At 69.5% G+C, this 25,451-nt stretch carries 26 protein-coding genes and 1 tRNA gene; 22 read left to right on the top strand and 5 right to left on the bottom strand.

Translation table 11 applies throughout. The features are described from left to right. The first annotated feature begins 244 nt into the window (after nt 1-244). Nucleotides 245-317: transfer RNA gene (locus tag ON23_RS10345), tRNA-Asn, on the top strand. 374 nt (nt 318-691) lie between these two features. Next, nucleotides 692-1,225, top strand: a complete 534-nt coding sequence (locus ON23_RS10340) for a hypothetical protein (RefSeq protein ID WP_039777809.1) — start codon at nt 692-694, stop codon at nt 1,223-1,225. Between the two features lie 33 nt (nt 1,226-1,258). Here the strand turns inward: ON23_RS10340 and ON23_RS10335 are convergent, their stop codons facing one another. After that, nucleotides 1,259-1,591: a winged helix-turn-helix transcriptional regulator gene (locus tag ON23_RS10335; RefSeq protein ID WP_223273247.1), complete on the bottom strand. Its 333-nt coding sequence runs from the start codon at nt 1,589-1,591 to the stop codon at nt 1,259-1,261. 174 nt (nt 1,592-1,765) lie between these two features. On the opposite strand from ON23_RS10335, the gene ON23_RS10330 reads away from it, so the two are divergent. The 3 genes from ON23_RS10330 (at nt 1,766) to ON23_RS10320 (ending at nt 3,535) form a co-directional block, all read left to right on the top strand. After that, nucleotides 1,766-2,503, top strand: coding sequence for a DsbA family oxidoreductase (locus tag ON23_RS10330; protein WP_063821250.1), 738 nt, complete (start codon nt 1,766-1,768; stop codon nt 2,501-2,503). Then, nucleotides 2,500-2,991, top strand: coding sequence for a nitroreductase/quinone reductase family protein (locus tag ON23_RS10325; RefSeq protein WP_051042353.1), 492 nt, complete (start codon nt 2,500-2,502; stop codon nt 2,989-2,991). The genes ON23_RS10330 and ON23_RS10325 overlap by 4 nt, the downstream gene beginning before the upstream one ends. A gap of 73 nt (nt 2,992-3,064) precedes the next feature. Then, nucleotides 3,065-3,535: a PaaI family thioesterase gene (locus ON23_RS10320; protein WP_039777807.1), complete on the top strand. Its 471-nt coding sequence runs from the start codon at nt 3,065-3,067 to the stop codon at nt 3,533-3,535. Here ON23_RS10320 and ON23_RS10315 read toward each other — a convergent pair. Then, nucleotides 3,514-4,182, bottom strand: a complete 669-nt coding sequence (locus tag ON23_RS10315) for a chymotrypsin family serine protease (RefSeq protein ID WP_039777805.1) — start codon at nt 4,180-4,182, stop codon at nt 3,514-3,516. The two genes, ON23_RS10320 and ON23_RS10315, sit on opposite strands and share 22 nt — an antisense overlap. Before the next feature lie 168 nt (nt 4,183-4,350). Between ON23_RS10315 and ON23_RS10310 the strand changes: the two genes are divergently transcribed. The 9 genes from ON23_RS10310 (at nt 4,351) to rfaE2 (ending at nt 14,927) form a co-directional block, all read left to right on the top strand. Beyond that, nucleotides 4,351-4,596, top strand: coding sequence for a hypothetical protein (locus ON23_RS10310; RefSeq protein ID WP_036508828.1), 246 nt, complete (start codon nt 4,351-4,353; stop codon nt 4,594-4,596). Nucleotides 4,597-4,934: 338 nt separating this feature from the next. Then, entirely contained in the window at nt 4,935-7,004 is a 2,070-nt protein-coding gene (locus ON23_RS10305) for a catalase (protein WP_039777804.1), read from the top strand. Between the two features lie 2 nt (nt 7,005-7,006). Continuing rightward, nucleotides 7,007-7,990: an NAD-dependent epimerase/dehydratase family protein gene (locus ON23_RS10300; protein WP_039777803.1), complete on the top strand. Its 984-nt coding sequence runs from the start codon at nt 7,007-7,009 to the stop codon at nt 7,988-7,990. 41 nt (nt 7,991-8,031) lie between these two features. Then, on the top strand, nt 8,032-9,654 hold the full coding sequence (locus ON23_RS10295) for a carbamoyltransferase family protein (RefSeq protein ID WP_039777802.1): 1,623 nt from the start codon (nt 8,032-8,034) through the stop codon (nt 9,652-9,654). Between the two features lie 5 nt (nt 9,655-9,659). Next, nucleotides 9,660-10,718 (top strand): glycosyltransferase family 2 protein, encoded by a 1,059-nt coding sequence (locus ON23_RS10290; RefSeq protein ID WP_210743710.1) that lies wholly within the window; start codon nt 9,660-9,662, stop codon nt 10,716-10,718. After that, nucleotides 10,711-12,012 carry a UDP-glucose dehydrogenase family protein gene (locus tag ON23_RS10285; RefSeq protein ID WP_039777801.1) on the top strand — a complete coding sequence of 434 codons (1,302 nt, stop codon included), beginning with the start codon at nt 10,711-10,713 and terminating at the stop codon, nt 12,010-12,012. The genes ON23_RS10290 and ON23_RS10285 overlap by 8 nt, the downstream gene beginning before the upstream one ends. Then, nucleotides 12,009-12,884 carry a glycosyltransferase family 2 protein gene (locus tag ON23_RS10280; RefSeq protein WP_039777799.1) on the top strand — a complete coding sequence of 292 codons (876 nt, stop codon included), beginning with the start codon at nt 12,009-12,011 and terminating at the stop codon, nt 12,882-12,884. The genes ON23_RS10285 and ON23_RS10280 overlap by 4 nt, the downstream gene beginning before the upstream one ends. A gap of 87 nt (nt 12,885-12,971) precedes the next feature. Then, nucleotides 12,972-13,388 (top strand): ChaB family protein, encoded by a 417-nt coding sequence (locus ON23_RS10275; protein WP_039777798.1) that lies wholly within the window; start codon nt 12,972-12,974, stop codon nt 13,386-13,388. Between the two features lie 45 nt (nt 13,389-13,433). Then, nucleotides 13,434-14,927 (top strand): D-glycero-beta-D-manno-heptose 1-phosphate adenylyltransferase, encoded by a 1,494-nt coding sequence (gene rfaE2, locus ON23_RS10270; protein ID WP_039777796.1) that lies wholly within the window; start codon nt 13,434-13,436, stop codon nt 14,925-14,927. 16 nt (nt 14,928-14,943) lie between these two features. Here the strand turns inward: rfaE2 and ON23_RS10265 are convergent, their stop codons facing one another. Further along, nucleotides 14,944-16,113, bottom strand: a complete 1,170-nt coding sequence (locus ON23_RS10265) for a glycosyltransferase family 9 protein (RefSeq protein WP_083903822.1) — start codon at nt 16,111-16,113, stop codon at nt 14,944-14,946. Nucleotides 16,114-16,359: 246 nt separating this feature from the next. Between ON23_RS10265 and ON23_RS10255 the strand changes: the two genes are divergently transcribed. Genes ON23_RS10255 through ON23_RS10220 form a run of 8 tightly spaced genes read left to right on the top strand, consistent with a single transcriptional unit; the run spans nt 16,360 to nt 23,673 of the window. Further along, complete coding sequence (locus ON23_RS10255) at nt 16,360-17,571, top strand: glycosyltransferase (protein WP_039777792.1); 1,212 nt, start codon at nt 16,360-16,362, stop codon at nt 17,569-17,571. A gap of 19 nt (nt 17,572-17,590) precedes the next feature. Further along, the gene (locus ON23_RS10250; protein WP_039777791.1) at nt 17,591-18,292 is read left to right on the top strand and encodes an SDR family oxidoreductase; all 702 of its coding nucleotides are present in this window, start codon (nt 17,591-17,593) and stop codon (nt 18,290-18,292) included. After that, nucleotides 18,289-19,308 (top strand): glycosyltransferase, encoded by a 1,020-nt coding sequence (locus ON23_RS10245; RefSeq protein WP_083903825.1) that lies wholly within the window; start codon nt 18,289-18,291, stop codon nt 19,306-19,308. The genes ON23_RS10250 and ON23_RS10245 overlap by 4 nt, the downstream gene beginning before the upstream one ends. Then, nucleotides 19,305-20,303: a glycosyltransferase family 9 protein gene (locus ON23_RS39200; RefSeq protein WP_306307117.1), complete on the top strand. Its 999-nt coding sequence runs from the start codon at nt 19,305-19,307 to the stop codon at nt 20,301-20,303. The genes ON23_RS10245 and ON23_RS39200 overlap by 4 nt, the downstream gene beginning before the upstream one ends. Continuing rightward, nucleotides 20,284-20,886, top strand: coding sequence for a D-glycero-alpha-D-manno-heptose-1,7-bisphosphate 7-phosphatase (locus tag ON23_RS38695; RefSeq protein WP_223273248.1), 603 nt, complete (start codon nt 20,284-20,286; stop codon nt 20,884-20,886). Before ON23_RS39200 ends, ON23_RS38695 begins: the two co-directional genes overlap by 20 nt. After that, the gene (locus ON23_RS10230; RefSeq protein ID WP_051042337.1) at nt 20,883-21,503 is read left to right on the top strand and encodes a D-sedoheptulose-7-phosphate isomerase; all 621 of its coding nucleotides are present in this window, start codon (nt 20,883-20,885) and stop codon (nt 21,501-21,503) included. The genes ON23_RS38695 and ON23_RS10230 overlap by 4 nt, the downstream gene beginning before the upstream one ends. Further along, on the top strand, nt 21,500-22,504 hold the full coding sequence (locus tag ON23_RS10225; protein WP_051042336.1) for a PfkB family carbohydrate kinase: 1,005 nt from the start codon (nt 21,500-21,502) through the stop codon (nt 22,502-22,504). Before ON23_RS10230 ends, ON23_RS10225 begins: the two co-directional genes overlap by 4 nt. Then, the gene (locus tag ON23_RS10220; RefSeq protein ID WP_245555928.1) at nt 22,501-23,673 is read left to right on the top strand and encodes a glycosyltransferase family 9 protein; all 1,173 of its coding nucleotides are present in this window, start codon (nt 22,501-22,503) and stop codon (nt 23,671-23,673) included. The genes ON23_RS10225 and ON23_RS10220 overlap by 4 nt, the downstream gene beginning before the upstream one ends. 61 nt (nt 23,674-23,734) lie before the next feature. Here the strand turns inward: ON23_RS10220 and ON23_RS35855 are convergent, their stop codons facing one another. Both ON23_RS35855 and ON23_RS10210 read right to left on the bottom strand, forming a co-directional pair. Beyond that, nucleotides 23,735-24,688 carry an MspA family porin gene (locus tag ON23_RS35855; RefSeq protein ID WP_051042335.1) on the bottom strand — a complete coding sequence of 318 codons (954 nt, stop codon included), beginning with the start codon at nt 24,686-24,688 and terminating at the stop codon, nt 23,735-23,737. Nucleotides 24,689-24,811: 123 nt separating this feature from the next. Then, nucleotides 24,812-25,451: ABC transporter ATP-binding protein (locus ON23_RS10210; protein WP_039777790.1), on the bottom strand; the 640-nt coding region annotated here is incomplete at its 5' end.

Here is a 25,451-nt window from a genome sequence, read left to right as displayed (position 1 = left end):
CTGCCCGACACCGAGCCGGACTGTCGATCCGGCACCACCTTGCCAGACCCCACCGACAATTTCCGATCCCCGGCGCCGGCCCTTCGAATTCCTCACCCGCACAGCCCGGTTGGCGCCCGCGTCGCGCGCCCCGGACCTGCCACCACGTTCCGCATTTCCCCAGCTCCCGGGCCGATTTGGGGAGCGGACCGGACATAAGCTAAAGTTTGTGCTCGGCCAGCCCACACGGGCTGAACCGGAGCAATCCCCTATAGCTCAATTGGCAGAGCAGCCGACTGTTAATCGGCAGGTTTCTGGTTCGAGTCCAGATGGGGGAGCAGAAACAGCAGGTCAAGCCCGCTAACCGGGCTTGACCTGCTTCTTTTCTGACCGGCAAGTGTCAAGAAATTCGGATTCGCGCCCTATTTCGATGCTGTTCGTTCCCGGTCATCGCTGTGGTGTCGGGGCGTACCCCCAGATGGACAGCTACCGCCGCAGTCGCATTGCAGGGTGTGTGGCGTGAGGGGCAAGTGACGCCGGTGGGGTCATCGAGCCGGTTGTGAGTGCGCTGCTGCACAATCACGGGGCTATGAATTCGTTGTTCTCGATCGTTCCGCTCGCGGTAGTGGACTCCGTGAATGTCCTTGCGTTGCTTGCGGTCTCCTTTGTGTGGGTATCGAGCGCTTCGCGGGCGGCGTATGCGAGGACAGCCGTGTCGTTCATGATCGGTGGGATCTGCGGGCTGGCGCTGACCCTGGTGTTCTCGTTCACGGTGATCCTGCAGCTCGTGCACCGAGCCCTCGACTCGCTGTCTCCGGCGGCTGTTGCCGTGATCGTGGTGGTAGGTGCGGTACTGGTCATCGGTATGTCGGTGCGCGGATTTCTCCGCCCGCCGATGTCGCTGCCGGTGCATCGCGATCTGCACCCGGTCGCGGCCATCGCGCTCGGTCTGATCATCTGGACGGCCCAGTCGCTGACCTCGGCACCGTTCTACGGGGCCATCGCCGTCATGGCCGACGAGACCATGGCCTCGCGCCTGGGCCTTTCCACGGTCTTCGTCGTGATCGCGGTTGCGCCCGTCGTCGCGCTCGTGTTCGCGCTGTTGCTCTGCCCGACCGAGGCCGGACATCGCATGCTCGCCCACCTGCAGGCAGCACTGCCCATGACATCGCGGGTCGTCGCGGCACTCCTCATCGTCGCCGCCGTTGTCGCAGCCGCCATCGGACTGACGATCATCCTCGGATAGCCGCGCAGGCTCGGACACCTGGGGCTGAACGGTTCAGGGTGCGATGGCGGTGCGTGCGTGATGGGCGCGGATCTCGTCGTGATGTTCGGCGGCCCAGCCGATCAGGGAAGAGACGATTTCGTGGAGACCTCGGCCGAGTGAGGTGAGCGCGTACTCCACGCGCGGGGGGACCTCGGCGTAGGCGGTGCGGCTGATCAATCCGTCCTGCTGCAGTTGGCGCAGGGTGAGGGTGAGCATGCGCTGGGAAATGCCGGGCACCTGGCGCTGCAGGTCGGTGTAGCGAAGGGGGCCGGTGTCCAGCACGGCGATCACCAGCAGGCTCCACTTGTCGCCGACGCGGTCGAGTACCTGGCGGATGAAATCCATGTGCTCGGCGGGGATGCTCGCGCACGGCCCCACTGCCGCCGCCCCGCCCGAATCGTTCGTGAGCTCCATGACGCACATTCCTCTCCGTCACGCACACCGCTGTGCCTTTTGTACCGCCTCCGATACCGGTCCATTATGGCGTTACGAACAAATAATATGAATTGGAGGTGTGGCATGCGCGTGGAGATCTGGGCCGAGGTGACATGTCCGTGGTGCGGGCTGGGTAGTCACCGCCTGGACCGGGCTGTCCAGCAGTTCCGACTCGAGCACGGCACACGGATCGAGGTCCTACATCGCTCGTTCCCACTGAGCAGCGCCTTCCCCGCCGATCGCACGATCGGTGTCCGTGCGGCGCTGTTGCGGCAGCACGGTGTCAGCGGCGCGCAGGCGGAGGTGTCGACGCGCCGGATCGAGGCGCTGGCCGAGGCCGAGGGGCTGAGCCCGTATCGGGTGCTGGACAACCGGGTCGGCAACACCGATCTGGCGCACGAGTTCCTCGCACACGCCACGACCGAGGGCTGCAACCGCGCGGCCTGGGATGCGATTTTCCGGGCCTACTTCGGTCAGGCACGGCCGGTCTTCGCCCTCGACGATTTGCTCGACCTGGGCGAGGAACTCGGACTGGACCGAGCCGAGACCCGGCGCGCTTTGACCGAACGCCGCCATCGCCCGCAGGTCCAGGACGAGCTCGCACGGGCTCGGCGATTGGGTGCCGCGGGTGCCCCTTTCATCCTTGTCGACGGCAAGTTCGGTGTGGCAGGTGCGCACACGAGCGACAGTCTGCTCGACACTCTGCGCCGGGCCTGGGACGAGTCCCATCCGGCCGCCGTGGACGACCCGGCGGAAGGTCCGTGTGCGGGCCCGACGGCTGCGCTCTACCCGCCAATCACGACAGACAGGACAGCACGATGACCAACCCCGGCCAGTCCGCCGCCGTGAACCGGCCCGGTCCGCCACCGCCATGGATTTTCCGGTTCGCCAACAAGATAATTCGCCCATTGCTGGCATCTCCGTTCCACAAGCCGCTCAGCGGCCGACTCATGCTGCTCACCTATACCGGCCGCAAGAGCGGCCGCCGGTTCACCATCCCCATCGGGTACTTCGACTGGGATCCCGGTACCGTCCTCGCCCTGTCGAGCCACCTCGGCTGGGTCATCAACCTGCGCGGCGGACCCACCGTCGGTCTACGCATCCGCGGCCGGAACCGCATAGCCGTCCCGGTCGTCATCGAAGGGCCCGGCGAGATCGTCGCAGTCCTGAAAGAGTTCGCCGACCGCAAGGGCCCCAAGGCGGCCAAAGGCCTGATGCTCGGACTCCCCGGCGACCGGCAGCCCACACAACAAGAGCTCCGGGACGCGGCCGCCAGAACCCGCCTCGTCCGCTTCCAGCTGACCGCTTGACGCCATCGCCGCCGGGTGGTCGCAGTACGCGGGGGATACGATGTGCGCCGCGAACGGGCTCACGAGGAGATCGATGGACGAGGCAGCGCACGAGCAGGCGAGTCCCGCTGTGCGGGCGCGCATTCGGGACAGTTTCGAGCGGCAGGGGCTCATGCGTCATCTGGGCGCCCGGCTCGCCCATATCGGGCCGGGGCGGGTGCACATCGAACTGCCGCACCGGCCGGAGGTGACGCAGCAGCACGGGTATGTGCATGCCGGTGCGACCAGCGCCATCGCGGACAGTGCCGGCGGGTATGCGGCGTACACGCTGTTCCCCGACGACTCGTCGGTGCTGACGGTGGAGTACAAGATCAATCTGCTCGCGCCGGCCGAGGGGGATCACCTCGAGGCGGTGGGCGTCGTCCTCAAATCGGGGCGCACGCTGACCGTGTGCAGGCTGGAGGTGTTCGGTGTGCGGGATGATCGGCGCACGCTGATCGCCACCGGCCAGCAGACGCTGATCTGTCTGAGCGGCACATCGGATCAGCCGATTCGGAAGCCGTAGCCGACGATCCCCGGACGGGAGTTGATCTCGGCCAGCACGCCCTCGATGCCGGAGAACCAGAACGGGCCGTCCGGTGTCGTGGGGTTGATCTGCGAGTCGATGCCCACCAGGCCCGTGCCCTGATATGCGGGGGCGCCGCTGTCGCCGTTGAGTCCCGGGACGGAGGTGTGGATCACGTTGTCGACGACCGAATCGACCTGGCCGCTGGTGGACCGGGTGGTGCTGCCGTATTTGTCGATGCGGCTGCCGGGGGCGGGGGCCGCGCCGAAGTGGTCGATGACGGCGCCGTTCGGGGCCTCCGTCGAGATGCCGAGGCCGGGGCGAAGCGCGATGACGGCCCAGTCGCTGGTCGAATCCGATTGCAGCAGAGCCCATTTGGTTGTCCAGCTGGCGTAGTGGCCGATTCTGCCGATGCCGGGCGCGACCACGCTCTGTCCAGGGCTGAACATGCAGTGGCCGGCGGTGAGGGCGACCGCGTTGCCCGCCGCGTCGTGTCCGGCCGCGGTGATCGTGCAGAGGCCCAGCGAGGTGCCGGGCCCCACCGTCCGGGTGGGGGAATCGGCGGGAGCCACCGCCGGCGCCACCAGGACGGCGGCCCCGGCCAGCAGCGCGGTCGCGATGATCGATCTCTTCGTCTGCTCGGTCATGGCGCTCGGCCTCACTCCTCTGTGCAGCCTGCGATGTCGCTGTGGCCTTGTCCACCGGCCGGTGCCCGCCGTCGGGAGGGACTTCGGTCACCCGCCGAGGAATAGTCGCGATCGACTCGGGTAGTGCGCGTGATGGGGAGGGAAATGCGTCCGACGAGGAGGATCACGATGGGTAAGGAACAGGAAACCGGGCAGTTCACGGGCACCTTGGACAAAGACTACAACCTGGTCTGGTTCACCGAACAGTGTATGAGCAACGCTTTGCGGATGGAGGTCTACAGCCGCGATGCCGAGCGAGCCGGCGACGCCGAACTCGCAGACTTCTTCCGGCGGGCGCAGGCCGACAGCCGCAAGGGGGCGGATATGGGGAAGGAACTCCTCGCGCAGCGCCTCGCCGGAGCGGGAGCGCACTGACTGCTGCCGGCACCGCGGGGGAACAGGTATCGCGGCCCGGGTGATCTCGTGGGTGATCACCGGTCGTGAACGCCATAGCCGGGCGCACGGAGGTATCGGTTTGCCGTCGTGCTGCCCGGACTCGCCGTCTCCAGGGCCGGCCCGAGCCGTCCACCGGCTGATCGATCGGGATGCCGAGGGGTGCAACGATTTTCGCTCGATGTCGGGGTCCGGTGCGCTCCCTCGCTGATGTTTACCGCGTGGCCCTGTCGATAGCCGCGCGAACGTTTGCCGCTGTGGCGGGCGGGTATCGGCTCGGTGACCGAACGGTTCGGCGTACAGCGGCAGGAGGTCGGGAGATGACGGACAACGTGGCGGGTCGGCCGGGCAACGGCGGCGAAACCCACCAGGAGGCATCCGGAGACGACGTGCGGCTGACCACCCAGCAGGGTGTGGTGGTCGGAGACGATCAGAACACATTGCGGGCGGGGGAGCGCGGGCCCGCGCTGCTGGAGGATTTCCATTTTCGCGAGAAGATCTTCCACTTCGACCACGAGCGGATTCCGGAGCGCGTGGTTCATGCCCGCGGTTTCGGCGTGCACGGCTACTTCGAGAACTACGACTCGCTGTCCGATCTGACCCGGGCCGATCCTTTCCAGGAGGCCGGTCGCCGGACCGAGGCATTCGTCCGGTTCTCCACGGTGGCCGGGAACAAGGGGTCGTTCGATCTCGCCCGTGACGTCCGCGGTTTCGCGGTGAAACTGTATACCCGAGAAGGTAACTGGGATCTGGTCGGAAACAATATTCCGGTCTTCTTCATCCAGGACCCCATCAAGTTCCCGGATATGGTCCACGCCGCCAAACAGGAACCCGACCGCGGTTTTCCGCAGGCCCAGACCGCGCACGACAATTTCTGGGATTTCGTCTCGCTCACCCCCGAATCGACCCACATGCTGCTGTGGATCATGTCCGACCGGGCCATCCCGCGCTCGTTCCGGTTCATGGAGGGATTCGGTGTCCACACCTTCCGGCTGGTGAATGCCGAGGGCCGCTCGACCTTCGTGAAATTCCATTGGAAGCCGAAGCAGGGATTGCAGTCGGTGGTGTGGAACGAGGCGCTGAAGATCAACGGCGCCGATCCCGATTTCCATCGCCGCGATCTGTGGGATGCCATCCAGTCCGGTGACTATCCGGAATGGGAACTGGGCATGCAGCTGTTCGACGACGACTTCGCCGATCGCTTCGCCTTCGACATCCTGGATCCGACGAAGATCATTCCGGAAGAGGAAGTGCCGGTGCGTCCGGTCGGCAAGCTGGTGCTGAACCGGGTCGTCGACAATTTCTTCGCCGAAACCGAGCAGGTCGCCTTCTGCACGCAGAACATCGTGCCGGGCATCGATTTCACGAACGATCCACTGCTGCAAGGCCGGAACTTCTCGTATCTCGATACGCAACTCAAGCGGCTCGGCAGCCCCAACTTCACGCACCTGCCCGTGAACGCGCCCAAGTGCCCGTTCGCGACATTCCAGCAGGACGGCCATATGGCCATGGTCAATCCGAAGGGCCGCGTCAATTACGAGCCCAATTCCTGGCCCGACGACATCAAGGGTCCGCGCGAGGATCCCGAACGCGGCTTCACGACCTATCCCGAGACGATTTCGGGTCCCGAACGCCGGCTGCGGGCGGAGAGTTTCGCCGACCATTACAGCCAGGCCCGCCAGTTCTTCGTGAGCCAGACGAGTATCGAACAGCAGCACATCGTCGACGCGTTCGTCTTCGAGCTGAGCAAATGCGATCGAGTCGAGATCCGTGCCCGGGTCGTCGGCGCGCTGCGCAACGTCCACGAGGATCTGGCCACGGCGGTCGCCGACGGCCTCGGCCTCGCGGAACTGCCGGAACCGGCGCGTTGCGCACGCGAGCCGATCACCGATCTGCCGCCCTCACCGGCCCTCAGCATCGTGCGCAACGGCCCGGACAGCATCGCGGGACGCAAGATCGGCGTGCTGGTCACCGACGGCGTCGACGCGAAGGCATTCGCCGAGGTGCGCGACGCGGTGCAGGCGGAGCAGGCGATTCTCGAGGTCATCGCGCCGAAGGTCGGCGGTGTCACGACCGACGACGGCGGACGCATCGAAGCGGACCAGAAGATCGACGGCGGACCGTCGGTGCTCTACGACGCGGTCGTGATCCTCGCGACCGACGCCGGCGCCGCCGAACTCGCCACGCTGCCGCCGGCGCGCGATTTCGTCAGCGACGCCTACGCGCACGGCAAGTTCATCGCTCACCGCAATGCGGGTTCGCTCTTCGCTGCCGCGGGACTGACCGGCGAACTCGATGCCGGTGTCATGGATCTCGCGGCCGGCGCATCGGTGGCCGATTTCCTCGGCCGGTGCCGGGAAGTCCGGTACTGGGCCCGGTTCGAGAGCTGACGATGGCGAGCGCGCCGCGGTTTCGCCGGGCGGCCGTGACCGGGTGTGCCGGATTCATCGGCACCCACCTGTGCACGGCCCTGCTCGAACGCGGCACGGCGGTCGTGGGTGTGGACAACTTCGCCACCGGAGATCCGGACAATATCGCGGAACTGGAAAAGTATCCGGATTTCCGGTTTCTCGCCCACGACGTGACCCAGGGGCTGCCGGATATCGGTCCGGTCGATCTCGTGGCGCATCTCGCCTCACCGGCGTCGCCGATCCACTATGCCCGGCTCGGGGTGCAGACGTTGCGAGCCGGGGCGGACGGCACCGCGGCGGCGCTCGAGCTGGCGGATCGCCACGGCGCGCGGTTGCTGCTGGCCTCGACGAGCGAGGTCTACGGTGATCCGGCCGAACATCCGCAGCGCGAAACCTATTGGGGCAACGTCAATCCCGTCGGCCCGCGCAGTGTGTACGACGAGGCGAAGCGGTACGCGGAGGCCCTGGTGACCGCCTATCACCGCGACCGCGGCACCGATGTGGCGATCGCCCGCATCTTCAATACCTACGGCCCCGGCATGCGTGCCGACGACGGCCGGATGGTGCCCGCCTTTATCGACCAGGTGCTGGCCGGGGAACCACTCACCATCACCGGCGACGGCGAACAGACGCGCTCCATCTGCTATGTCGACGACACCGTGCGCGGGCTGCTCGCACTGGCGGAGTCCGGTCATCGTGGTCCGATGAACATCGGGAATCCACAGGAGATGACCGTCAACGAGATCGCCGCGCTGATCCAGCGGCTCGGTGGCGGTCACTCACCGATCCGATCGCTCGACACCCCGGTCGACGATCCGCGGCGGCGGTGTCCCGATATCGGTTCCGCCCGTGCGCTGCTCGGCTGGGAACCCACCGTCTCGCCGGAAGAGGGTTTGCGCCGGACACTGGCGTGGTTCGCGCAGCGGCGGGCGCGGGCGCGGTTTATGCGATCACACGCCGGGTAGTTCGCCGGCACAAGCCTTGCGACACCCGTGGGAGGTGTTCGATGCGCGTTCTCGGAATCAATGCGATATTTCACGATTCGGCGGCGGCACTGGTCGTGGACGGCAAGGTGGTCGCGGCCGCCGAGGAGGAACGGTTCAGCAGGCGCAAGCACGGCAAGCGGCCGGTGCCGTTCTCGGCCTGGGAACAGCCCGGACAGGCCGCGGCCTGGTGTCTCGCCCAGGCGGGCCTCACCGCGGCGGATCTCGATGCCGTGGGTTACTCCTACGATCCCGCACAGGTGGACGAGAGCCTCGGCGGCCTCGACCCGAGCTGGGAACCGTTGCGCACCCGGTACGCGGAGCGAGCGCCGTATCTGCTGGCGACCGAGCTGCCGGGCTTGGACCCGGACAAGGTCCGTTTCGTGCGGCACCACGTCGCGCACGCGGCGTCGTGCGGACTCGCCGCGCCGTTCGGAGACGCCGCCGTGCTGACGCTGGACGGCCGCGGCGAATCCACCTCGATGCTCGCGGGCGAATATCGCAACGGCAAACTGGATGTCCTTGCCACCCAGCAGCTTCCGCATTCGCTGGGGCTGATGTACGAGGAACTGACCGCCCACCTCGGCTTTACGCGTTCCAGCGACGAGTACAAGGTGATGGCGTTGGCCTCCTACGGACAGCCGCGATTCGTGGACTGGTTGCGCGACAAGGTTTTCAGCACCGGCGACGGAGGTTTTCGAACCCACCCGATCAACTGGGATGCCTATGCCCCGAAGCGTGCGCCGCACGAGCCGATGTGGCCCGAACACGCCGACCTCGCCGCGTCGGTCCAGCAGGTCCTGCAGGAGGTGATGCTGGACCTGTGCCGGTGGTTGCACGCCGCCACCGGCGCGGACAAACTCACGATGGCCGGAGGGATCGCGCTGAACTGCGTGGCGAACACCGAACTGTTCGATCAGGGGCCGTTCGACGACATCTGGGTGCAACCGGCGGCGGGTGATTCGGGCACCGCGCTCGGCGCGGCCCTGGCGATAGCGGCCGAAGCGGGACCGCCTCCCGACCCGATGACCACCGCCGCTCTCGGCCGCGGATTCTCCGATGCCGCGATCGAACAGACGTTGCGCGAGGCCCACATACGCTACGAGCGACCGGCCGACCTGGCCGGCACCGTCGCCCAGGCGCTGGCCGGCAACGAGATCGTCGCCTGGTTCCAGGGCCGGGCCGAATTCGGGCCCCGTGCCCTCGGTTGTCGTTCGCTGCTGGCGCATCCGGGGTACGCCGGAAATCTGGAGCGGCTCAACGCCGTCAAGGGCCGGGAGCAGTTCCGTCCGGTGGCGCCGATGGTGCTCGCCGAGCGGGCGCCGGAGATCTTCACGCGGGGGCCGCTGCCCAGTCCCTACATGCTTTTCGTACATGATGTGGCCGAACCGTGGCGGGAGCGACTGCCGGCGGTGACCCATGTGGACGGCACCGCCCGCATCCAGACCGTCGACGGTGCCGACCAGCCGTTGCTGGCCAGGATGATCACCCGGTTCGAGGAATTGACCGGGTTGCCCGTGGTGGTGAATACGAGCCTCAACACCGCCGGCCGGCCGATGGTCGATTCACCCCGCGACGCGCTCGAGTGCTTCGGTTCCGCGCCGGTGGACCTGCTGGCGATCGGCCCGTTCGTCGTGCGGCGGTGAGCGGCGTGCGCGGCGCTGTGACTCCGGGCGGCACCGCCGCGGAGGGCATCGACTACACCATCGTGATCCCCACCATCGGGCGTGCCGGATTGACGAACGTGCTGGCGGCGGTGAATCGGCCCGGCGGTGTCGCCCCGGCTGAAATCGTCGTCGTCGACGATCGGCCGCCGGCCGGCCGATCGGATGCCGCCGAGCCACTGCCGTTGCCGCCCAGCGACATTCCGGTGCGCGTGGTGCGCTCGGGTGGTCGCGGACCGGCGGCGGCGCGCAATGCCGGATGGCGCGCGGCCGAGTCGGAATGGATCGCGTTTCTCGACGACGATGTGGTGCCGTCGCCGGAATGGCGGACGCGCCTGGCCGAGGATCTGCGCGACCTGCCGGGGCACGTCGCCGGATCGCAGGCGCGGTTGTGGGTGCCGCTGCCGTCCGGACGCCGGCCCACCGACGCCGAACGCGGAACCGCCGCCCTGGCCGGTGCGCGCTGGATCACCGCGGATATGGCCTATCGCCGCGCCGTGCTCGCCGAATTGGGTGGCTTCGACGAACGCTTCCGGCGCGCCTACCGGGAAGACTCCGACTTCGCGCTGCGCGTGGTGCGGACCGGTCGCGACATCACCTCGGGCAGCCGGGTGACCACCCATCCTCCCGCACGAGGTTCGCTGCTGTCGTCGCTGCGCGCCCAGGCGGGGAACGCGGACAACGCGTTGATGCGCCGCAAATTCGGCCGCACCTGGCGCGAGGACATCGGCGAGAGCGGCGGCCGGCTCGGCACGCACGCGGCGATTTCCGCGGCGGGGATCGCGGCCGCGTTCTTCGCGGTGCGCCGTCGCCGCGGACCCGCCCTGGCAGGTGCGGGCGTGTGGCTCGCGGGTACGGCCGAATTCGCCGCGCGGCGTATCAATCAGGGGCCCGCGACCGTTAGCGAGGTCGCCGCCATGACGCTGACCAGTGTGCTGATTCCGCCGGCGGCGTGCTGGCATCGACTGCGGGGCGAATGGCAGGTGGCGCGCGGAACTCGGCTGCCCCGGCCGGCGGCCGGCGGATCGGGGGCCGGCCATGAGTGAACGCATCGGTGTCGTGGGAGCCGGGTACGTCGGCACCACCACGGCGGCGGGACTCGCGCATCTCGGGTTGCCGGTGACCGCGGTCGACGTCGACGCGGGCTGTGTCGAACGATTGCGGCAGGGACGCACCGAACTGCAGGAACCGGACTTGGAACCGCTTCTGCGCCAAGGTATTCGGGCAGGCCTGCTGGAGTTCGACACCGATATCGAGCGGCTGGCGCAGGCGGAGGTGGTCTTCGTCTGCGTGCCGACGCCGGCCACCCCATCGGGTGCGGCGGACGCCAGTGCCGTCCAGGAGGTGCTCGCCGTCCTGTTCGGACTGCTCTCACCCGGCGCGATCATCGTGCTGAAGTCCACCGTCCCGGTCGGCACGGCGCGGGAGGCCGCCGCGGCGGCGGGCCGGCATGGGCTGCATGTGGTGAGCAATCCCGAATTCCTGCGCGAAAGTCATGCGGTCTACGACTTCCTGCACGCCGATCGCATCGTCATCGGTGCCTCCGACGCCGGGGCCGGTGAACGGATCGCGCGGCTGTATCAGGGCGTGGAGTCTCCGACGGTGCAGATCGTCGACTTCGAAAGTGCGGAAGTGGCGAAGTACGCGAGCAATGCCTTCCTCGCGACGAAGGTGTCGTTCGTGAACGAACTCGCCGAGCTGTGCGAAAAGGTCTGTGCCGATATCGAACTCGTCGGCGAATGCCTGGGCTCGGATCCGCGCATCGGCGCCGCGTTCCTGCGGCCGGGGCCGGGCTGGGGCGGGTCGTGTCTGCCGAAGGACACCGAGGCGCTGCTGCACATCGCCCACGACAAGCAGGTGAACCTGGGCGTGCTGGAGGCCGCGGTGGCGGCCAATCGCGCGCAGACCGACCGCACCGTCGCCACCGTCGCGCGGGTACTGGGCCGCACCGGCGGAGACCTGGACGGGGTGCGGGCCGCACTGTTCGGCCTGACGTTCAAGGCCGGGACCGGCGATCTGCGCGACTCGCCGGCCCGTCGATTGGCCGCCGCCCTGGCCGGACACGGCGCGCAGCTGTGCGTCTACGACCCGACCGTGGCGCCGGTGCGCGGACGGGATCTGGGCCTGCCGGCCAGGGTGCGCATCGTCGACGATCCCTACGATGCCGCGCAGGAGGCGGACGCGGTGGTGGTGGCGACGGAATGGCCCGAATTCGCCAAACTCGACTGGCCGCGGCTGGGCACTCTGACGCGGCGCCGAGTGATCGTCGACACCCGGAATCTGCTGGATGCCGAGGCCTTGCGGCGCGACGGCTTCACCGTGATCGGCAACGGCCGATGAGCGCGGAGCGCGGCAGAACCACCGTGGTCATCGCGACCCGCAACCGGGCCGACGAACTGGTCACCACCCTGGACCGCCTCGCCGAGAACGAGCCGCAGCCGCCGATCGTGGTGGTGGACAACGCTTCCGACGACCACACCGTGTCCGCGGCGCGGGGGCTGCACGGCCGGATCCGTGCGCTGGAGGTGGTCGAACTGCCGCGCAACGACGGCGCGGTCGCGCGCAATCACGGTGCCCGATGTGCCACCACGCCGTTCGTCGCGTTCTGCGACGACGACGCCTGGTGGGCGCCGGATGCGTTGCCCACGGCCGAGCAACTGTTCGATCGGCATCCCGAGGTGGGACTGCTCGCGGGCCGGACCCTGGTCGGTCCCGACGGGCGCGAGGATCCGGTCAACGAGTTGATGCACCGCAGTCCCCTGGGGACCGATCCCCGGGCGCCGGGACCGTCGGTGCTGGGTTTTCTGGCGGGGGCGGCCGTGGTGCGCCGCGATCCGTTCCTGGCGGCCGGCGGATTCTCCCCGGTGTTGCATTTCGCCGGTGAAGAGACGCTGCTGGCCTACGATCTGGCCGCCGCAGGGTGGTTGCTCTGTTATTCGCCGCAGATCGTCAGCCGGCATATGCCCTCGCCGCGGCGGATGCCGAATACCGCCCGGGCGCACCTCGAATCCCGCAACGCCGCGCTCACCGCGCTGATGCGCCGGCCCGTCGGTGCCTGCCTGCGGGATCTGGCCGCTCTGGGACGCACCGCGTTGCGGCACCCCGGTGGGATCCCGGCCGTGGTGAGCTTCGCGGCCCGGATGCCGCACGCCCTGCGTGAACGCCGTCGCCTGCCCGAGCACGTCGAAGCACAGATCGCGCTGCTGCGGTGAATATGCGGGAGCAGTGCGGGTAGTGCGTCGACAGGGGCCGCCGGTTCGGCGTCCCGAGCAGTTGTCCGTCGACGAAAGGAGCAGACGATGCCCAAGACCACTCGGCGCGGTGACCCGAAACTGTCCGAATTGCCCAGCACCATACGGAAATCCGATGAGCACGCGCAGCGAATATTCGCCGAGGTGCACGATTCCGCGCTGGAGGAGTACCAGAGCGAACAACGCGCGCACCGCGTGGCGTACGCCGCGCTCAAGCACAGCTACGAGAAGGTCGGCGACCACTGGGAGCCCAAGAAGCAGAAGGGTCCCTCCGACGAGCGCGCCAGGCACGGCGGCCCCGAGCCGGCGGGCAAGACCGCCGCTGGTGTGGATGCCAATGCGTCGAAACAGCATCTGCTGGACATCGCCAAGCGTCTCGACATCAGCGGCCGCTCCCGGATGACGAAGAAGGAATTGATCGAATCGATCGAACGGTCGAACGAACGCGCCCGCCGGAAGAACTGATTCGTCGGCTCGACACCCGAAGGCCCGCCGCCTCGAGGAGGACACATGAATCGTGAAGCGGGATCACCGGTTTCGCGGAGTCTGGTTCCGGAGATCGCCGACCGCCTCGCCCGGCAGCATGCCACGGTGGTCGTCCTCGGGGACGCGGTGCTCGACGTCTGGATGTGGGGTCGCTCGGAGCGGCTGTGCCGGGAGGCGCCGGTGCCCGTCGTCGACGTGCACACGACCAGTTACCTGCCGGGCGGCGCGGCCAATACCGCGGCCAATATCGCGGCACTGGGCGCCGAGGTGCGGTTGGTGGCGCTGGCGGGCACCGACGAGCACGGCACCCAGCTGCGCGACTCGCTGCGGCGCTGCGGCGTGGACACGACCTATGTGAGCGCGGCCGGCGCCGAGACCGTGGCGAAATGCCGGGTGGTCGCGGGGGATCAGATCGTGGTCCGCTTCGACCGCAGCCCGACCGAACCGGCGACCGGCGCGGACGTGGACCGGGTGATCGACACGCTGCCCGAGGCGCTCGCCGGGGCGGATGCGCTCGTGGTCTGCGATTACGACGGCGTACTCGGGGAGCGGATCCGGGAGGCGCTGGCCGCCCGCCGGGCCGAGCTGCCGCTGCTGATCGTCGACACTCACCATCCCGCCCGGTGGGCCGAGCTGCGTCCCGATCTGGTCACTCCGAATGCCGACGAGGCCGCACGGGTGCTGGGGATGCCGGCGGCGATGCCGGGGCGGTCCCGCGTGGAATGGTTCGACCGGCACCGCGACCGGCTCTTCGAACTCACCGGTGCGGGCGCGGTCGTGGTGACCCTCGACCGCGACGGCGCGGTGCTGCTCCAAGGTGACCGGCCGCTGCACCGGACCTGGGCCGAGCCCGTGCCGGAGAGCCAATCTCCCGGTGCCGGAGACACTTTCGTCGCCGCGCTGACGCTGGCGCTGCTCGGCCGATTGCCCTCGACCGCCGCGGTGGAGGTGGCACAGGCGGCCGCGGATGTGGTGGTGCACCGCACCGGGACCTCGATGTGTTCGACCTCCGAACTGCGTGATCGGCTCGCGCGCAGCGCGGGGGCGGTGTTGCCGGCACGCGACCTCGCCACGGTCCTGGCGCATCAGCGGTCGGCCGGCAAACGGATCGTATTCACCAACGGATGCTTCGACGTGCTGCACGCCGGCCACATCGCCTATCTCAACGAGGCGAAACGGCTCGGCGACGTGCTGGTCGTCGCGGTGAATTCCGACCGCAGCGTGCGCGCGCTGAAGGGGCCGGACCGGCCGGTGAATCCCGACCACGAGCGCGCGGCCGTACTGGCGGCGCTGAGCTGCGTGGATCACGTGACCGTCTTCGACGAGGACACCCCCGCCGCCCTGCTGCGCGCGACCACACCCGACCTCTACGTCAAGGGTGGCGACTACCGCCCGGAGATGTTGCCGGAGGCGCCGATCGTGAACGGCTACGGCGGTGAGGTGCGAGTGCTGAGTTATCTGGCCGATCACTCGACATCGCAGGTGATCGCGCGCATCCGCTCCGGCGCGTCGCCGTAGCGAGCGCGGACGAGGATCACGTCCAGCCGAGCAACTCGTCCACGTCCGCGCGCACCGCCGCGACGGGCACCGTGGACACCAGCGAATCACCGTGCGGGCAGCGGGGCACCCGCTCGTCGGTGGCGTCGCGGCCACACGCCGGGCAGTGGGTCTGCCAGGAGATGAGCACGCGGTCGCTGCCGCGACTCAGCGGCCCGGCGCTGATGACGTTGCCGATCCAGAACACCCCCACGGTCGGGGTGCCGACGGCTCGTGCGAGATGTCGCGGCCCGCTGTCGTTGCCGACCAGGACCGCGGCGCGGGCGAGCACTCCACACAGTGTCGGCATATCGGAGCCGACCAGGGTGCGCAGCCGGTCCGCCCGGGCATCGCCGTTCGCCGTGACCGGGACGCGGGAACACAGATCCGCGACCAGCGCGTGATCCGACGGGCCGCCGATGATCATCACCGTCGCGCCGCGATCCAGGCAGTGGGTGACGATCTCGGCGAAGGCGTGCGCGGGCCAGCGCCGGCGGGAATCGTTCGCACCGGGATGCACGACCACCAGCGGTCCGGTCACGGTGTTCAGTACCGCGTCCGCCGCGGCCAGATCCCGTGGGGTGAGCTCCACGCGCGGCTCCATCACCACCGGCGCCGCGCCGGCCAGCCCGACCACCTCGAGTGCCCGCAACACCTCGTTCTGATAGAAGCGATAGGCGAGGTTGCGGTCCAGCGGCGCTGCGCCCTCGGCTCGGGAACCGATGCTCAGCCGTGGATTCAACTGGCGCAGAAAGGGATTCGACCAGGCGCCGCCGCCGTGCAGTTGCACGGCCAGATCCACCGGGCGTTCGCGCAGGCGGTCGGCGAATTCGGCCTCGGCCGGTTGCGCGGGTTCGTTCCAGTCGGTGCGGGTGACCGGCAGTACCGCGACCTCGTCGACCGGCCCGGGACGGTCCCGCAGAAGTGCGGCATGCAGGGCCGAGCCGAGCAGCGTGATCTCGGCGCCGGGATATGCCGCGGCCAACGCGTACAGCGCCGGGACCGCGTACAGCAGATCGCCGAGTGCGCCACCGCGCAGCACCACGATGCGCCGCACGTCCGGCACCGTGTCGCCGATCGGGCCGATGCTCGGACGCTCGGGCACGGGAACCGGCTCGGGCCGGTATGGTGCGGCCGTCGCGGTCGGGACTGTCGTCGTCTCGGACATACCGCAGCCCTACCCGGACGAGCGCGACTCAGTCCTGCCGGATCCGCGGTCCGCCCGGTCGTCGGACAGTTCTGCTCCGGACAGTTTGCATCCCGTCTGCGCGGGCATGTCGACCCACGAACCGGTTCAGAAGTCGAACGATCGAGCCGGTCGCGAGTCGCACAACATCCATGGCACGGTTTCCGCCAGCTATGGCGCAGTTCGAGAGCGCGAGATCCACCGGCGGCGACGCGGATCGGAGGAAGCGTGAAGATTGCGATGGTGTCCGAGCACGCGAGCCCCTTGGCCCCCTTGGGTGGCGTGGACGCGGGCGGGCAGAACGTGCATGTCGCCGAACTCGCCGCGGGACTGGCCCGATTGGGGCACGACGTGCGGGTCTACACCCGCCGAGACGACCCCGACATCCCTGCCGAGGTGCTGGTGGGGGCGGGATATCGCGTGATCCACGTTCCGGCCGGCCCGCCGTGCCACATTCCGAAGGACGAGATCGTGCCGTTTCTCACCGAGTTCGCCGCCTTTCTGCGCCGGCAGTGGAGTGCCGATACTCCCGATGTCGTGCACGCTCATTTCTGGATGTCGGGTATCGCCGCCGAACGCGCCGCACGGGATCTCGCCGTCCCGGTCGTGCTGACCTTCCATGCCCTGGGCACCGTGAAGCGGCGCTATCAGGGGCTGGCCGACACGAGCCCGCGGTCGCGCATCCAGTCCGAGCGCAGGGTGGCGGCCGGCGCGACGCATATCGTGGCGACCTGTTCCGACGAGGTCCGGGAACTGGGCAGGATGGGTGTGCCGCGCGAGCGCACGTCGGTGGTGCCGTGCGGTGTCGATCTGTCGCTGTTCACTCCCGACGGCCCCGCCGAGGAACCGGATCTGCCGCGGCGGATCGTGTCGGTGGGCCGCATGGTGCGGCGCAAGGGGTTCGACTCCGCGATCGCGGCACTGTCGGAGGTGCCCGATACCGAACTGGTGATCGCGGGCGGTTCGCAGAGCACCGAGGACGAGGCCGAGCAGGCGCGGTTGCGTGCCGTGGCCGCGGAATACGGTGTGTCGCAACGGGTTCGGCTGCGTGGACCGGTGCCGAGGGCGGAGATGCCGATGCTGTTGCGCTCGGCCGACGCCGTGGTGTGCACACCGTGGTACGAGCCGTTCGGCATCGTTGCGCTCGAGGCGATGTCGTGCGCGAAACCCGTGGTGGCCACCGCGGTCGGCGGAATGCTCGACACCGTCCTCGACGGGGTGACCGGGCGCCTGGTCCCCTCGGGTGACCCCGCGGTTCTGGCCGAGGTCCTGTCCGGCCTGCTCGACACCCGGCAGGCGCGGCAGGCGATGGGGGAGGCGGGTCTGCAACGTGCCCGCGGACGTTATTCGTGGGATCGGATCTCCAGAGATACCTCGGCGGCCTATCGACGGACCGCCGCCACGGCCGCTGCGGGCGACATCGCGTCGTCCGCTCGCTGACATCAGGAGGAACGCGCGGATGAATCAACCGACTCGACCCCTGGGCAATGTCGTCATCACCGGTGGGGCCTCCGGCCTCGGCGCGGCGACAGTGCACGCGGTGCGCGCCGCCGGCGGCGTTCCGCTGGTCATCGATCGGAACCGGCCCGATACCGACGTCGACTGGGAGCACGCCGATCTCGCGGATTCGGCGGCGGCCGAGGAGGCGACGCGAGCCCTGGCCGACCGGGCCGGTGGCCGCGTCGACGGCGTGTTCACCGCCGCCGGTATCGACGCCTGCGGCCCGCTGGAGAAGGTCGACGCGGCCGCCTGGGAACGGGTGGTGCGGGTGAATCTGCTCGGCACGGCCGCGGTGATCCGCGCCGCGCTGCCCGCCCTGCGCGCGTCTCGCGGACACGTCGTCACCTGTGCGTCGACGCTGGGTATGCGGGCGCTGCCCGATGCCACGGCATACTGTGCGTCGAAATTCGGGGTCGTGGGATTCACCCGGGCACTGGCCGCCGAGACGGCGGGGGAGATCGGCGTGACGCTGATGATTCCGGGCGGCATGGACACACACTTCTTCGACGACCGCCCGGAGCAGTACGTCCCCGGGCCCGACGTGCGCCTCGAACGACCCGAAAACGTCGCCGACGCAGTCGTTTTCGCCCTCACCCGCCCCGCCGGATCCGAGGTGCGGGAAATGCTGGTCTGCTCCTCCACCGAATCGTCGTGGCCATGACCGCTGCCGCTGTACCGGGTTCGGATCCCCTGCGCGTGCTCGTATGGCACGTGCACGGGTCCTGGATGACCTCTTTCGTCCAGGGGCGTCACCGTTATCTGGTGCCGTCCGATCCCCGGCGGCGGCAGTGGGCACTGGGCCGGTGCGGACGACCCTGGCCCGAATCCGCGGTCGAGATCGCACCGGCCGATCTGGCCGACGAACCGGTCGACGTGGTGGTCCTGCAGCGTCCGGAGGAATTCGACCTGGTGCGCGACTGGCTCGGCCGGGTGCCCGGCCGGGAGGTGCCGGTGATCTACGTCGAGCACAACACTCCTCGCGAACACGCGGCCACCAGCCGGCATCCGATGGCCGACCGCGGCGATGTGACGCTGGTGCACGTCACCGGATTCAACCGGCTGATGTGGGACAACGGGCGCTGCCGAGCCGAGACGGTCCCGCACGGTGTGGTCGATCCGGGCTACCGGTACACCGGGGAGCTCGAGCGCGCGGCCTCGATCATCAACGAGCCGGTGCGGCGGTGGCGGATCACCGGCACCGATCTGCTCGGTGACCTGTCGCGGACCGCGCCGATCGACGTCTTCGGCATCGACACCGGCGAATTGCACAAATGGGAGCACTGCCCCGCGACACACATTCATGGCGCGGGTGACGTCGGCCAGGAACGGCTGCACACCGAGATCGGCCGGCGCCGGGTGTTCGTGCACACCGCCCGCTGGACCTCGCTCGGTCTGTCGCTGCTCGAGGCCATGTTCGTGGGCATGCCCGTGGTGGCGGTCGGCGCCACCGAGGCGCCCTGGGCGGTGCCGCCGGAGGCGGGTGTCGTCTCCACCGACCCCGACGAGCTGGCCCGCGCGATCGGCCGCTACGTCGCCGATCCGGAACTCGCCCGGCGCACCGGACAGGCGGCCCGGGCCTGGGCCGCGAAGAATTTCGGCATCACCGAGTTCGCGCAACGCTGGGACCGGCTGCTCGCCGACACGGTCGCCGAATTCCACAGCGGGAGGCGCGGATGAACGGCCACGTTCTGGTGGCCCGCCTGGACAGTGCGGGCGACGTGCTGCTGACGGGCCCGGCCGTGCGGGCGGTCGCCGCCCGCGCGCAGCGGGTGAGTTTTCTCGCGGGGCCACGCGGGCGGGCCGCGGCGCAGCTACTGCCCGGTGTGAGCCAGGTCCTCGAATTCCACGCCGGCTGGGTCGATTTCGATGCCCCGCCGGTGGATGCCGAATCGATTGCCGAGCTGGTGAAACTCGTCGACACCCAGCAGCCGGACGAGGCGATCATCTTCACCTCCTTCCATCAGTCGCCGTTGCCGCTGGCGCTCGTGCTGCGAATGGCGGGGGTCGGGCGGATCTCGGCGATCAGTCCCGACTATCCGGGATCGCTGCTCGATGTCCGCCATCAGCTGGACGACGATGTGCCCGAGGCGATTCGGGCGCTGTCGCTGGCCGAGGCGGCGGGCTATCCGTCGGTTGGGCACCGGCTTCGGGTACGCACCGATCTGCCGGATGTGTCCGCGCTGACCGGCGAGCCGGGCTATATCGTGCTGCACCCGGGGGCGGCCGTGCCCGCCCGCCGGATGTCGGCGCAGCGGTCGCGGGCGGTGGCCCTCGCCCTGGCCGAGGCGGGATACCGCGTGGTGGTGACCGGCGGCCCCGACGAGCGCGAGCTGACCGCCACCGTCGCCGGGACGCACGCCCGCGATCTGGGCGGCGCGACCGATCTGCCGCAGCTGGCGGCCGTGCTGCGCGGGGCCGATGTGGCCGTCGCGCCCAATACCGGCGCCGCACATCTGGCGGCCGCCGTCGCGACCCCCCGTGGTCTCGTTGTTCGCCCCGGTCGTTCCCGCGATCCGCTGGGCGCCGCACGGTGTTCCGTGCGTGGTGCTCGGCGATCAGGCGGCGGCCTGCGCCGGCACCCGGGCCCGGCAGTGCCCGATACCGGGCCATCCTTGCCTGAACCGGATCTCCGACGAACAGATCGTCGACGCGGTGGCACATCTGCGGGGTGAGAAGCCGCGGCGATCGACGAGCGCGGAACGGCCCGACGGCCCGCCCGCGGTCCTGTTCGACCGCGACGACACCCTGATCATCGATGTGCCGTATCTGTCCGATCCGCGGCTGGTGGAGCCCGTACCCGGTGCGGCCGCGGAGCTGGATCGGCTGCGCCGGGCCGGCGTGCGGATCGGGGTGGTGAGCAATCAGTCGGGGGTGGGTGCGGGCACCATCACCCCGGAACAGTTGGCGGCGGTGACCGCGAAAGTGGAGGATCTGCTCGGGCCCGTCGACACCTGGCAGATCTGCCCGCATCGCCGCGACGAAGGCTGCGAATGCCGCAAACCCCAACCGGGGCTTGTCGTTTCGGCCGCCGAGGCACTCGGCACGACACCCGACCGATGTGTCGTGATCGGTGATATCGGCAGCGATGTCGAGGCCGCCGCCGCGGCCGGAGCGCGGGCGGTGCTCGTGCCCACGGCGAAGACGCGGCCCTCGGAGATCGCCTTCGCCGCGGTGGTCGCCCATGTCGCGCCCGACCTGCGGACCGCAGTGTCGCTGGCACTTGCCGAACTCGACGGGAAGGACACCCTGTCATGACCGGTCCACGAGACGAGTACCGGCGCCACGACGTCGCCGGTATCGGCACCGAGCTCGAGGAGCACTTCGAACTCCTCGGGACGGCGCTGCGCCGCAATGTGCGTCCCTCGGTCGCCCACATCTGGGACTGGGGGGAGCGATTGGCGTGCGTCTACCGCGACGGCGGCAGATTGTTCGCCTGCGGCAACGGCGGCAGCGCGGCGGAGGCACAACATCTGACCGCCGAACTGACCGGGCGTTTCCGGGAGGAACGCAGACCGCTGTCGGCGGTCGCCCTGCACGCCGACACCTCGAGCGTGACGGCGATCGCCAACGACTACGGATTCGACGAGATGTTCGCCCGCCAGCTGCGGGCGCACGGCCGGCCCGGGGACGTACTGGTCGCGATGTCCACCAGCGGTTCCAGCGGCAATGTCGTCGCCGCGGCGAAGGCTGCCGCCGATATCGGCCTGACCAGCTGGGCGCTGACCGGACCGGCGCCGAATTCGCTGGCATCGCTGTGCGACGACGCGGTGGCGGTGGAGGCGGAGTCGACGGCGACGGTGCAGGAGGTGCATCTGGTGCTGGTCCACGCGCTGTGCACGGCACTGGATTCCGCGCTGCGGGACCGCTCGTGATCGCACCGCTGGTCGTCGTCGGAGATGTGCTGCTGGACAGCGATATCGAGGGCCGCGCCGACCGTCGCAGTCCCGACGCCGGCGTTCCGGTGGTCGACGTCCGCACCGGGATCTGGCGTCCGGGCGGGGCGGGGCTGGCGGCGTTGCTGGCCACCGCGGACGCCGGCGAGGTGGTCCTGGTCGGCGGATTCGGCGACGACGAGGCCGGTCACCGGCTGCGCCGGCTGCTCGCCGGGCGCGTGCGAGTGGCGCCGCTGCCGATGCCGGGAACGACGGTGTGCAAACAGCGGATCCGGGCCGTCGGACCGTGCGCTCCGGCCGCCGCGGACGGTACGGGCGATCGCCCGGTGTCGGTGGTCCGGGTCGACTCCGGTGACGGCCGGATCGGGCCGGGCCCGTTACCGGCCGATGTCGAGGCCGTATTCGATTGCGCGCGTGGAATTCTCGTCGCCGACTACGGTCACGGCGTCGCCGCCCACCCCGGAATCCGCGCCCTGCTGGCCCGGCGCCTGGGCGAGATTCCCGTGGTGTGGGATCCGCATCCGCGCGGCCCGGCGCCGGTGGCCGGCGCGACTCTGGTGACACCGAATCGCGACGAGGCCGCGAGCCTGGTGGCCGGAGACGGTGACTTCGGGGATCGGGCCCGTGAGCTGAGCCGGCGATGGTCGGCGCGGGCGGTGGCGGTCACCCTCGGCGCCGAGGGGGCGGTGCTCTACCGGCACGGTACGAAAGGCACTGTGGCCGTGGGGATACCGCCGGACCTCCGGTGCGGTCCGGGGTACGACGTGTGTGGCGCCGGGGACCGTTTCGCCGCGGCGGCCACCGCGGCGCTGGCTTCCGGTGATTCGGTGACCAACGCGGTCCGCCGGGCCGTCGATGTCGCGGCGCGGTTCGTTCGCGACGGTGCGGTGTCCTCGCTCGGGATGGGCGAGACGCGATCGGATCGCGCGGCGGTGACCGCGGCGCCGAGCCGCTCGGCGGTTCCACCGTCATGGGCGTGACGCTGGTCCTGCGGGCGCTGGGGCTGGGTGATCTGCTGACCGCGGTGCCGGCGCTGCGGGCGTTGCGGGCCGCGCGCGGCGACGACCATCTGGTGCTGGCGGCTCCCCGCTGGCTGGCGCCGATGGCCGAGCTCGCCGACTGTGTCGACGAGGTCCTTCCGACCGCCGGACTGGGCGAGCTGCGCTGGGACCGCCCGTCGCCCGAGCTCGCGGTGAATCTGCACGGCAGTGGTCCGCAGAGCATCGCCGATCTGATGACAGTCCGCACCCGACGCCTGATCACCCACCGTCATCCGGACTTTCCCGAGGTGACCGGCCCCGCCTGGCCCGAGGACGTGCACGAGGTCCAGCGCTGGTGCCGGTTGCTCGGCTCGGCCGGCATCCCGGCCGACCCCGGTCGGCTCGGGATCCGGCGGCCGAGCGTCGAGGCGCCGGTGGGCCGGGTCGTGGTGCACCCCGGAGGCAGTTCGCGGGCACGGCGGTGGCCGCCGGAGCGTTTCGCCGCCGTCGCCGCGCATCTGCGGCGTCTGGGCTACCGCATCGTCGTCACGGGAAACGCCGACGAGGCGGCGCTGGCCGCGCAGGTCGCCGACGCGGCCGGCCTGCCCCGGAACTCCGTGCAGGCCGGTGCGCTGACGCTGACCGAGCTGGCCGCCCTCGTCGCCAACGCCGCCCTGGTGATCAGCGGGGACACCGGCGTCGGACATCTCGCCAGCGCCTTCGGCACGCCGTCGGTGGTGATCTTCGGACCCACCCCGCCGGCCTGGTGGGGACCGCCGCCCGACCCGGCCCATATCGCCCTGTGGGCCGGGCATATCGGCGATCCGCACGGCGCCGAACCGGACCCCGGACTGTTGCGGATCCAGCCCGTCGAAGTGATCGTGGCAGCGATTCGGCAACTGCGATGTTTGCGCTCCGATTCTGGTGGTATCGCGCCGTCGTTCCAATCCCGAACGGACAGTACCGAGAGAGGAGAAACGATGAGCCAGAAGGTGAATCCCATTCAGGTGCAGAAGTATCTCTCCGGCGTGGACTATCCGTGTGACCGCCGCGATATCGTGCGCGCGGCGCGGAACAACGGCGCCGGCGCGGAGATCGTCGACGCGCTCGAGAGCATGCCCGATCGGATGTTCGACGGGCCGAATGCGGTGAGCGAGGCCGTATCCTGACCTGAATGCACCTGGGCCGCCCGCGATGCGGGCGGCCCAGGCTGCGTGAGGGGGCTGCGCGTCAGAAGGTGAACTGATCGCCGTATGCCGTGGTCTGAACCAGGCCCGTGGGCGTCGACACCGTGGCGGAGACGAACGGGACCGCCGCGACCGGGGACGCGCATTGGGAGACGTTCAACGCGGCGTTGTTGAATGCGATGTGGTACGGGAACGCGGTCGTGTTGTCCAGGGTGGCCGTCGCGGTGGTCGCGGTGGTGACCTGACCGGGACCGATGTTCGCGTCCAGGTTCTCGGACAGGCCGAGGGAGCCGCCGACGCTCGGCCCGAGGTCGAAACCGGGCGGTGATACTCCGGGCAGCCCGGCACTGCCGGATGTGGTGGGCAGGCTCGGGGTGGTGATCGTGGGGGTGTCCGTGGTGGGGACGACAGTGGTCGGCGGCGTGACAGTCGTGGTGGGTGTGGTGGTCGTGGTGGGGGTCGTGCTCGTGGTGGAAACGACACTCGTACGGACAGTCCTGGTGGGGGTGGTAGTGGTACGGGCGGTCGTGGGGGAGGCGCCGGCACCGCTGGTTGTCGGAGTGGCGCTACCGGTCGTCGCGATGGGGGCGGCGGCGGTTGTCAGAGACGGTGGCGTGAATGTCGGAGAGATACTGAGTTGCAGTCCTTGGTTGGGCGAGATGCCCACGTCGAAACCGCCGGCCACGCTGATCCCGCATCCGAGCAGGAATCCCGCGACCGCCTGACCCGAGGTGATGGGGTCGCCTTCGATGTTGACCGAGAAATTCCCGGACATCTGCGCGGCGTGCGAGAACGTCATGAGGTAGTTCGGTGTCCGGTCACCGGGTTGGTTCACGCCGATGTTGTCCACCGACGCGCTGAGATGGACTCCCGAACCGGTCACGTCCGTGCCGGGTGGCTGGGCGTGGCTCGTTTCGCTCCCGCCGGTCCATAAGATCGACGCGACGGCGGTCACCGCGGCGATGCCTGTCGCGGCGGCGATGAGGGGACGTCGCATAGCTGGATCCTGTTCCTCGTTGTCACGGCAGCAGATCGCGAACAGCTATCGACCGGCAAGCATAATGCTCGCAGCCGCGTCGACCGGTAAATCGGTGCGCGCCACGCCGCCGGCCTCGAGATATCAAGCCGGATAGACGTGGATCTCGGTGGCCTTGACCGCCGCCCATACCCGCATATCCGGTTGAATGCGCAGGTCTGCCACCGCTGCCGGGGTGATGTCCGCGAGTACCGGCGGAGCTCCGTCGAGCCGGACGCGGGTGAGGTGGGCGTGGTGTTCCAGGCCGCCGACGGTCACCGCCCAGGAGTTGCGCGGGCTGCCAGTAGGTTGCTGCAGATGCAGACTCACTGCGGTGGGCGGGAAAGCGAGGAAGACCCGGCCGGTGGCCGGCGTGGCGACGGTGAGGTGCCCGCCGTTGTCGAGCTCGACACCGGTGCCGTCGGCCGTGCCGCGAAACAGGTTGAGCCCCATCAGATCCGCGACATAATCCGAACGTGGCCGCCGCGCGATCTCGGCGGGTGCGCCCTGCTGGACGACCGTGCCCTGTTCGAGGATGACGAGCCGATCCGCCAGCACCATCGCATCGAGCGGATCGTGGGTGACCACCACGGTATGTCCGCGATAGTCACGCAGATGCCGGGCCAGCTCGGCGCGCACCTGCATCCGGGTCCCGGCGTCGAGCGCGGCCAGTGGTTCGTCGAGCAGCAGCACCTGCGGGTCCGTGGCCAGGGCGCGCGCGAGTGCCACCCGCTGCGCCTGCCCG

The organism is Nocardia cerradoensis NBRC 101014 (assembly GCF_000308535.1).
GTDB classification, from domain to species: Bacteria; Actinomycetota; Actinomycetes; order Mycobacteriales; family Mycobacteriaceae; genus Nocardia; species Nocardia cerradoensis.
The sequence above is the reverse complement of the archived record's forward strand: the minus strand, read 5'-3'. Positions and strand labels throughout refer to the sequence as shown.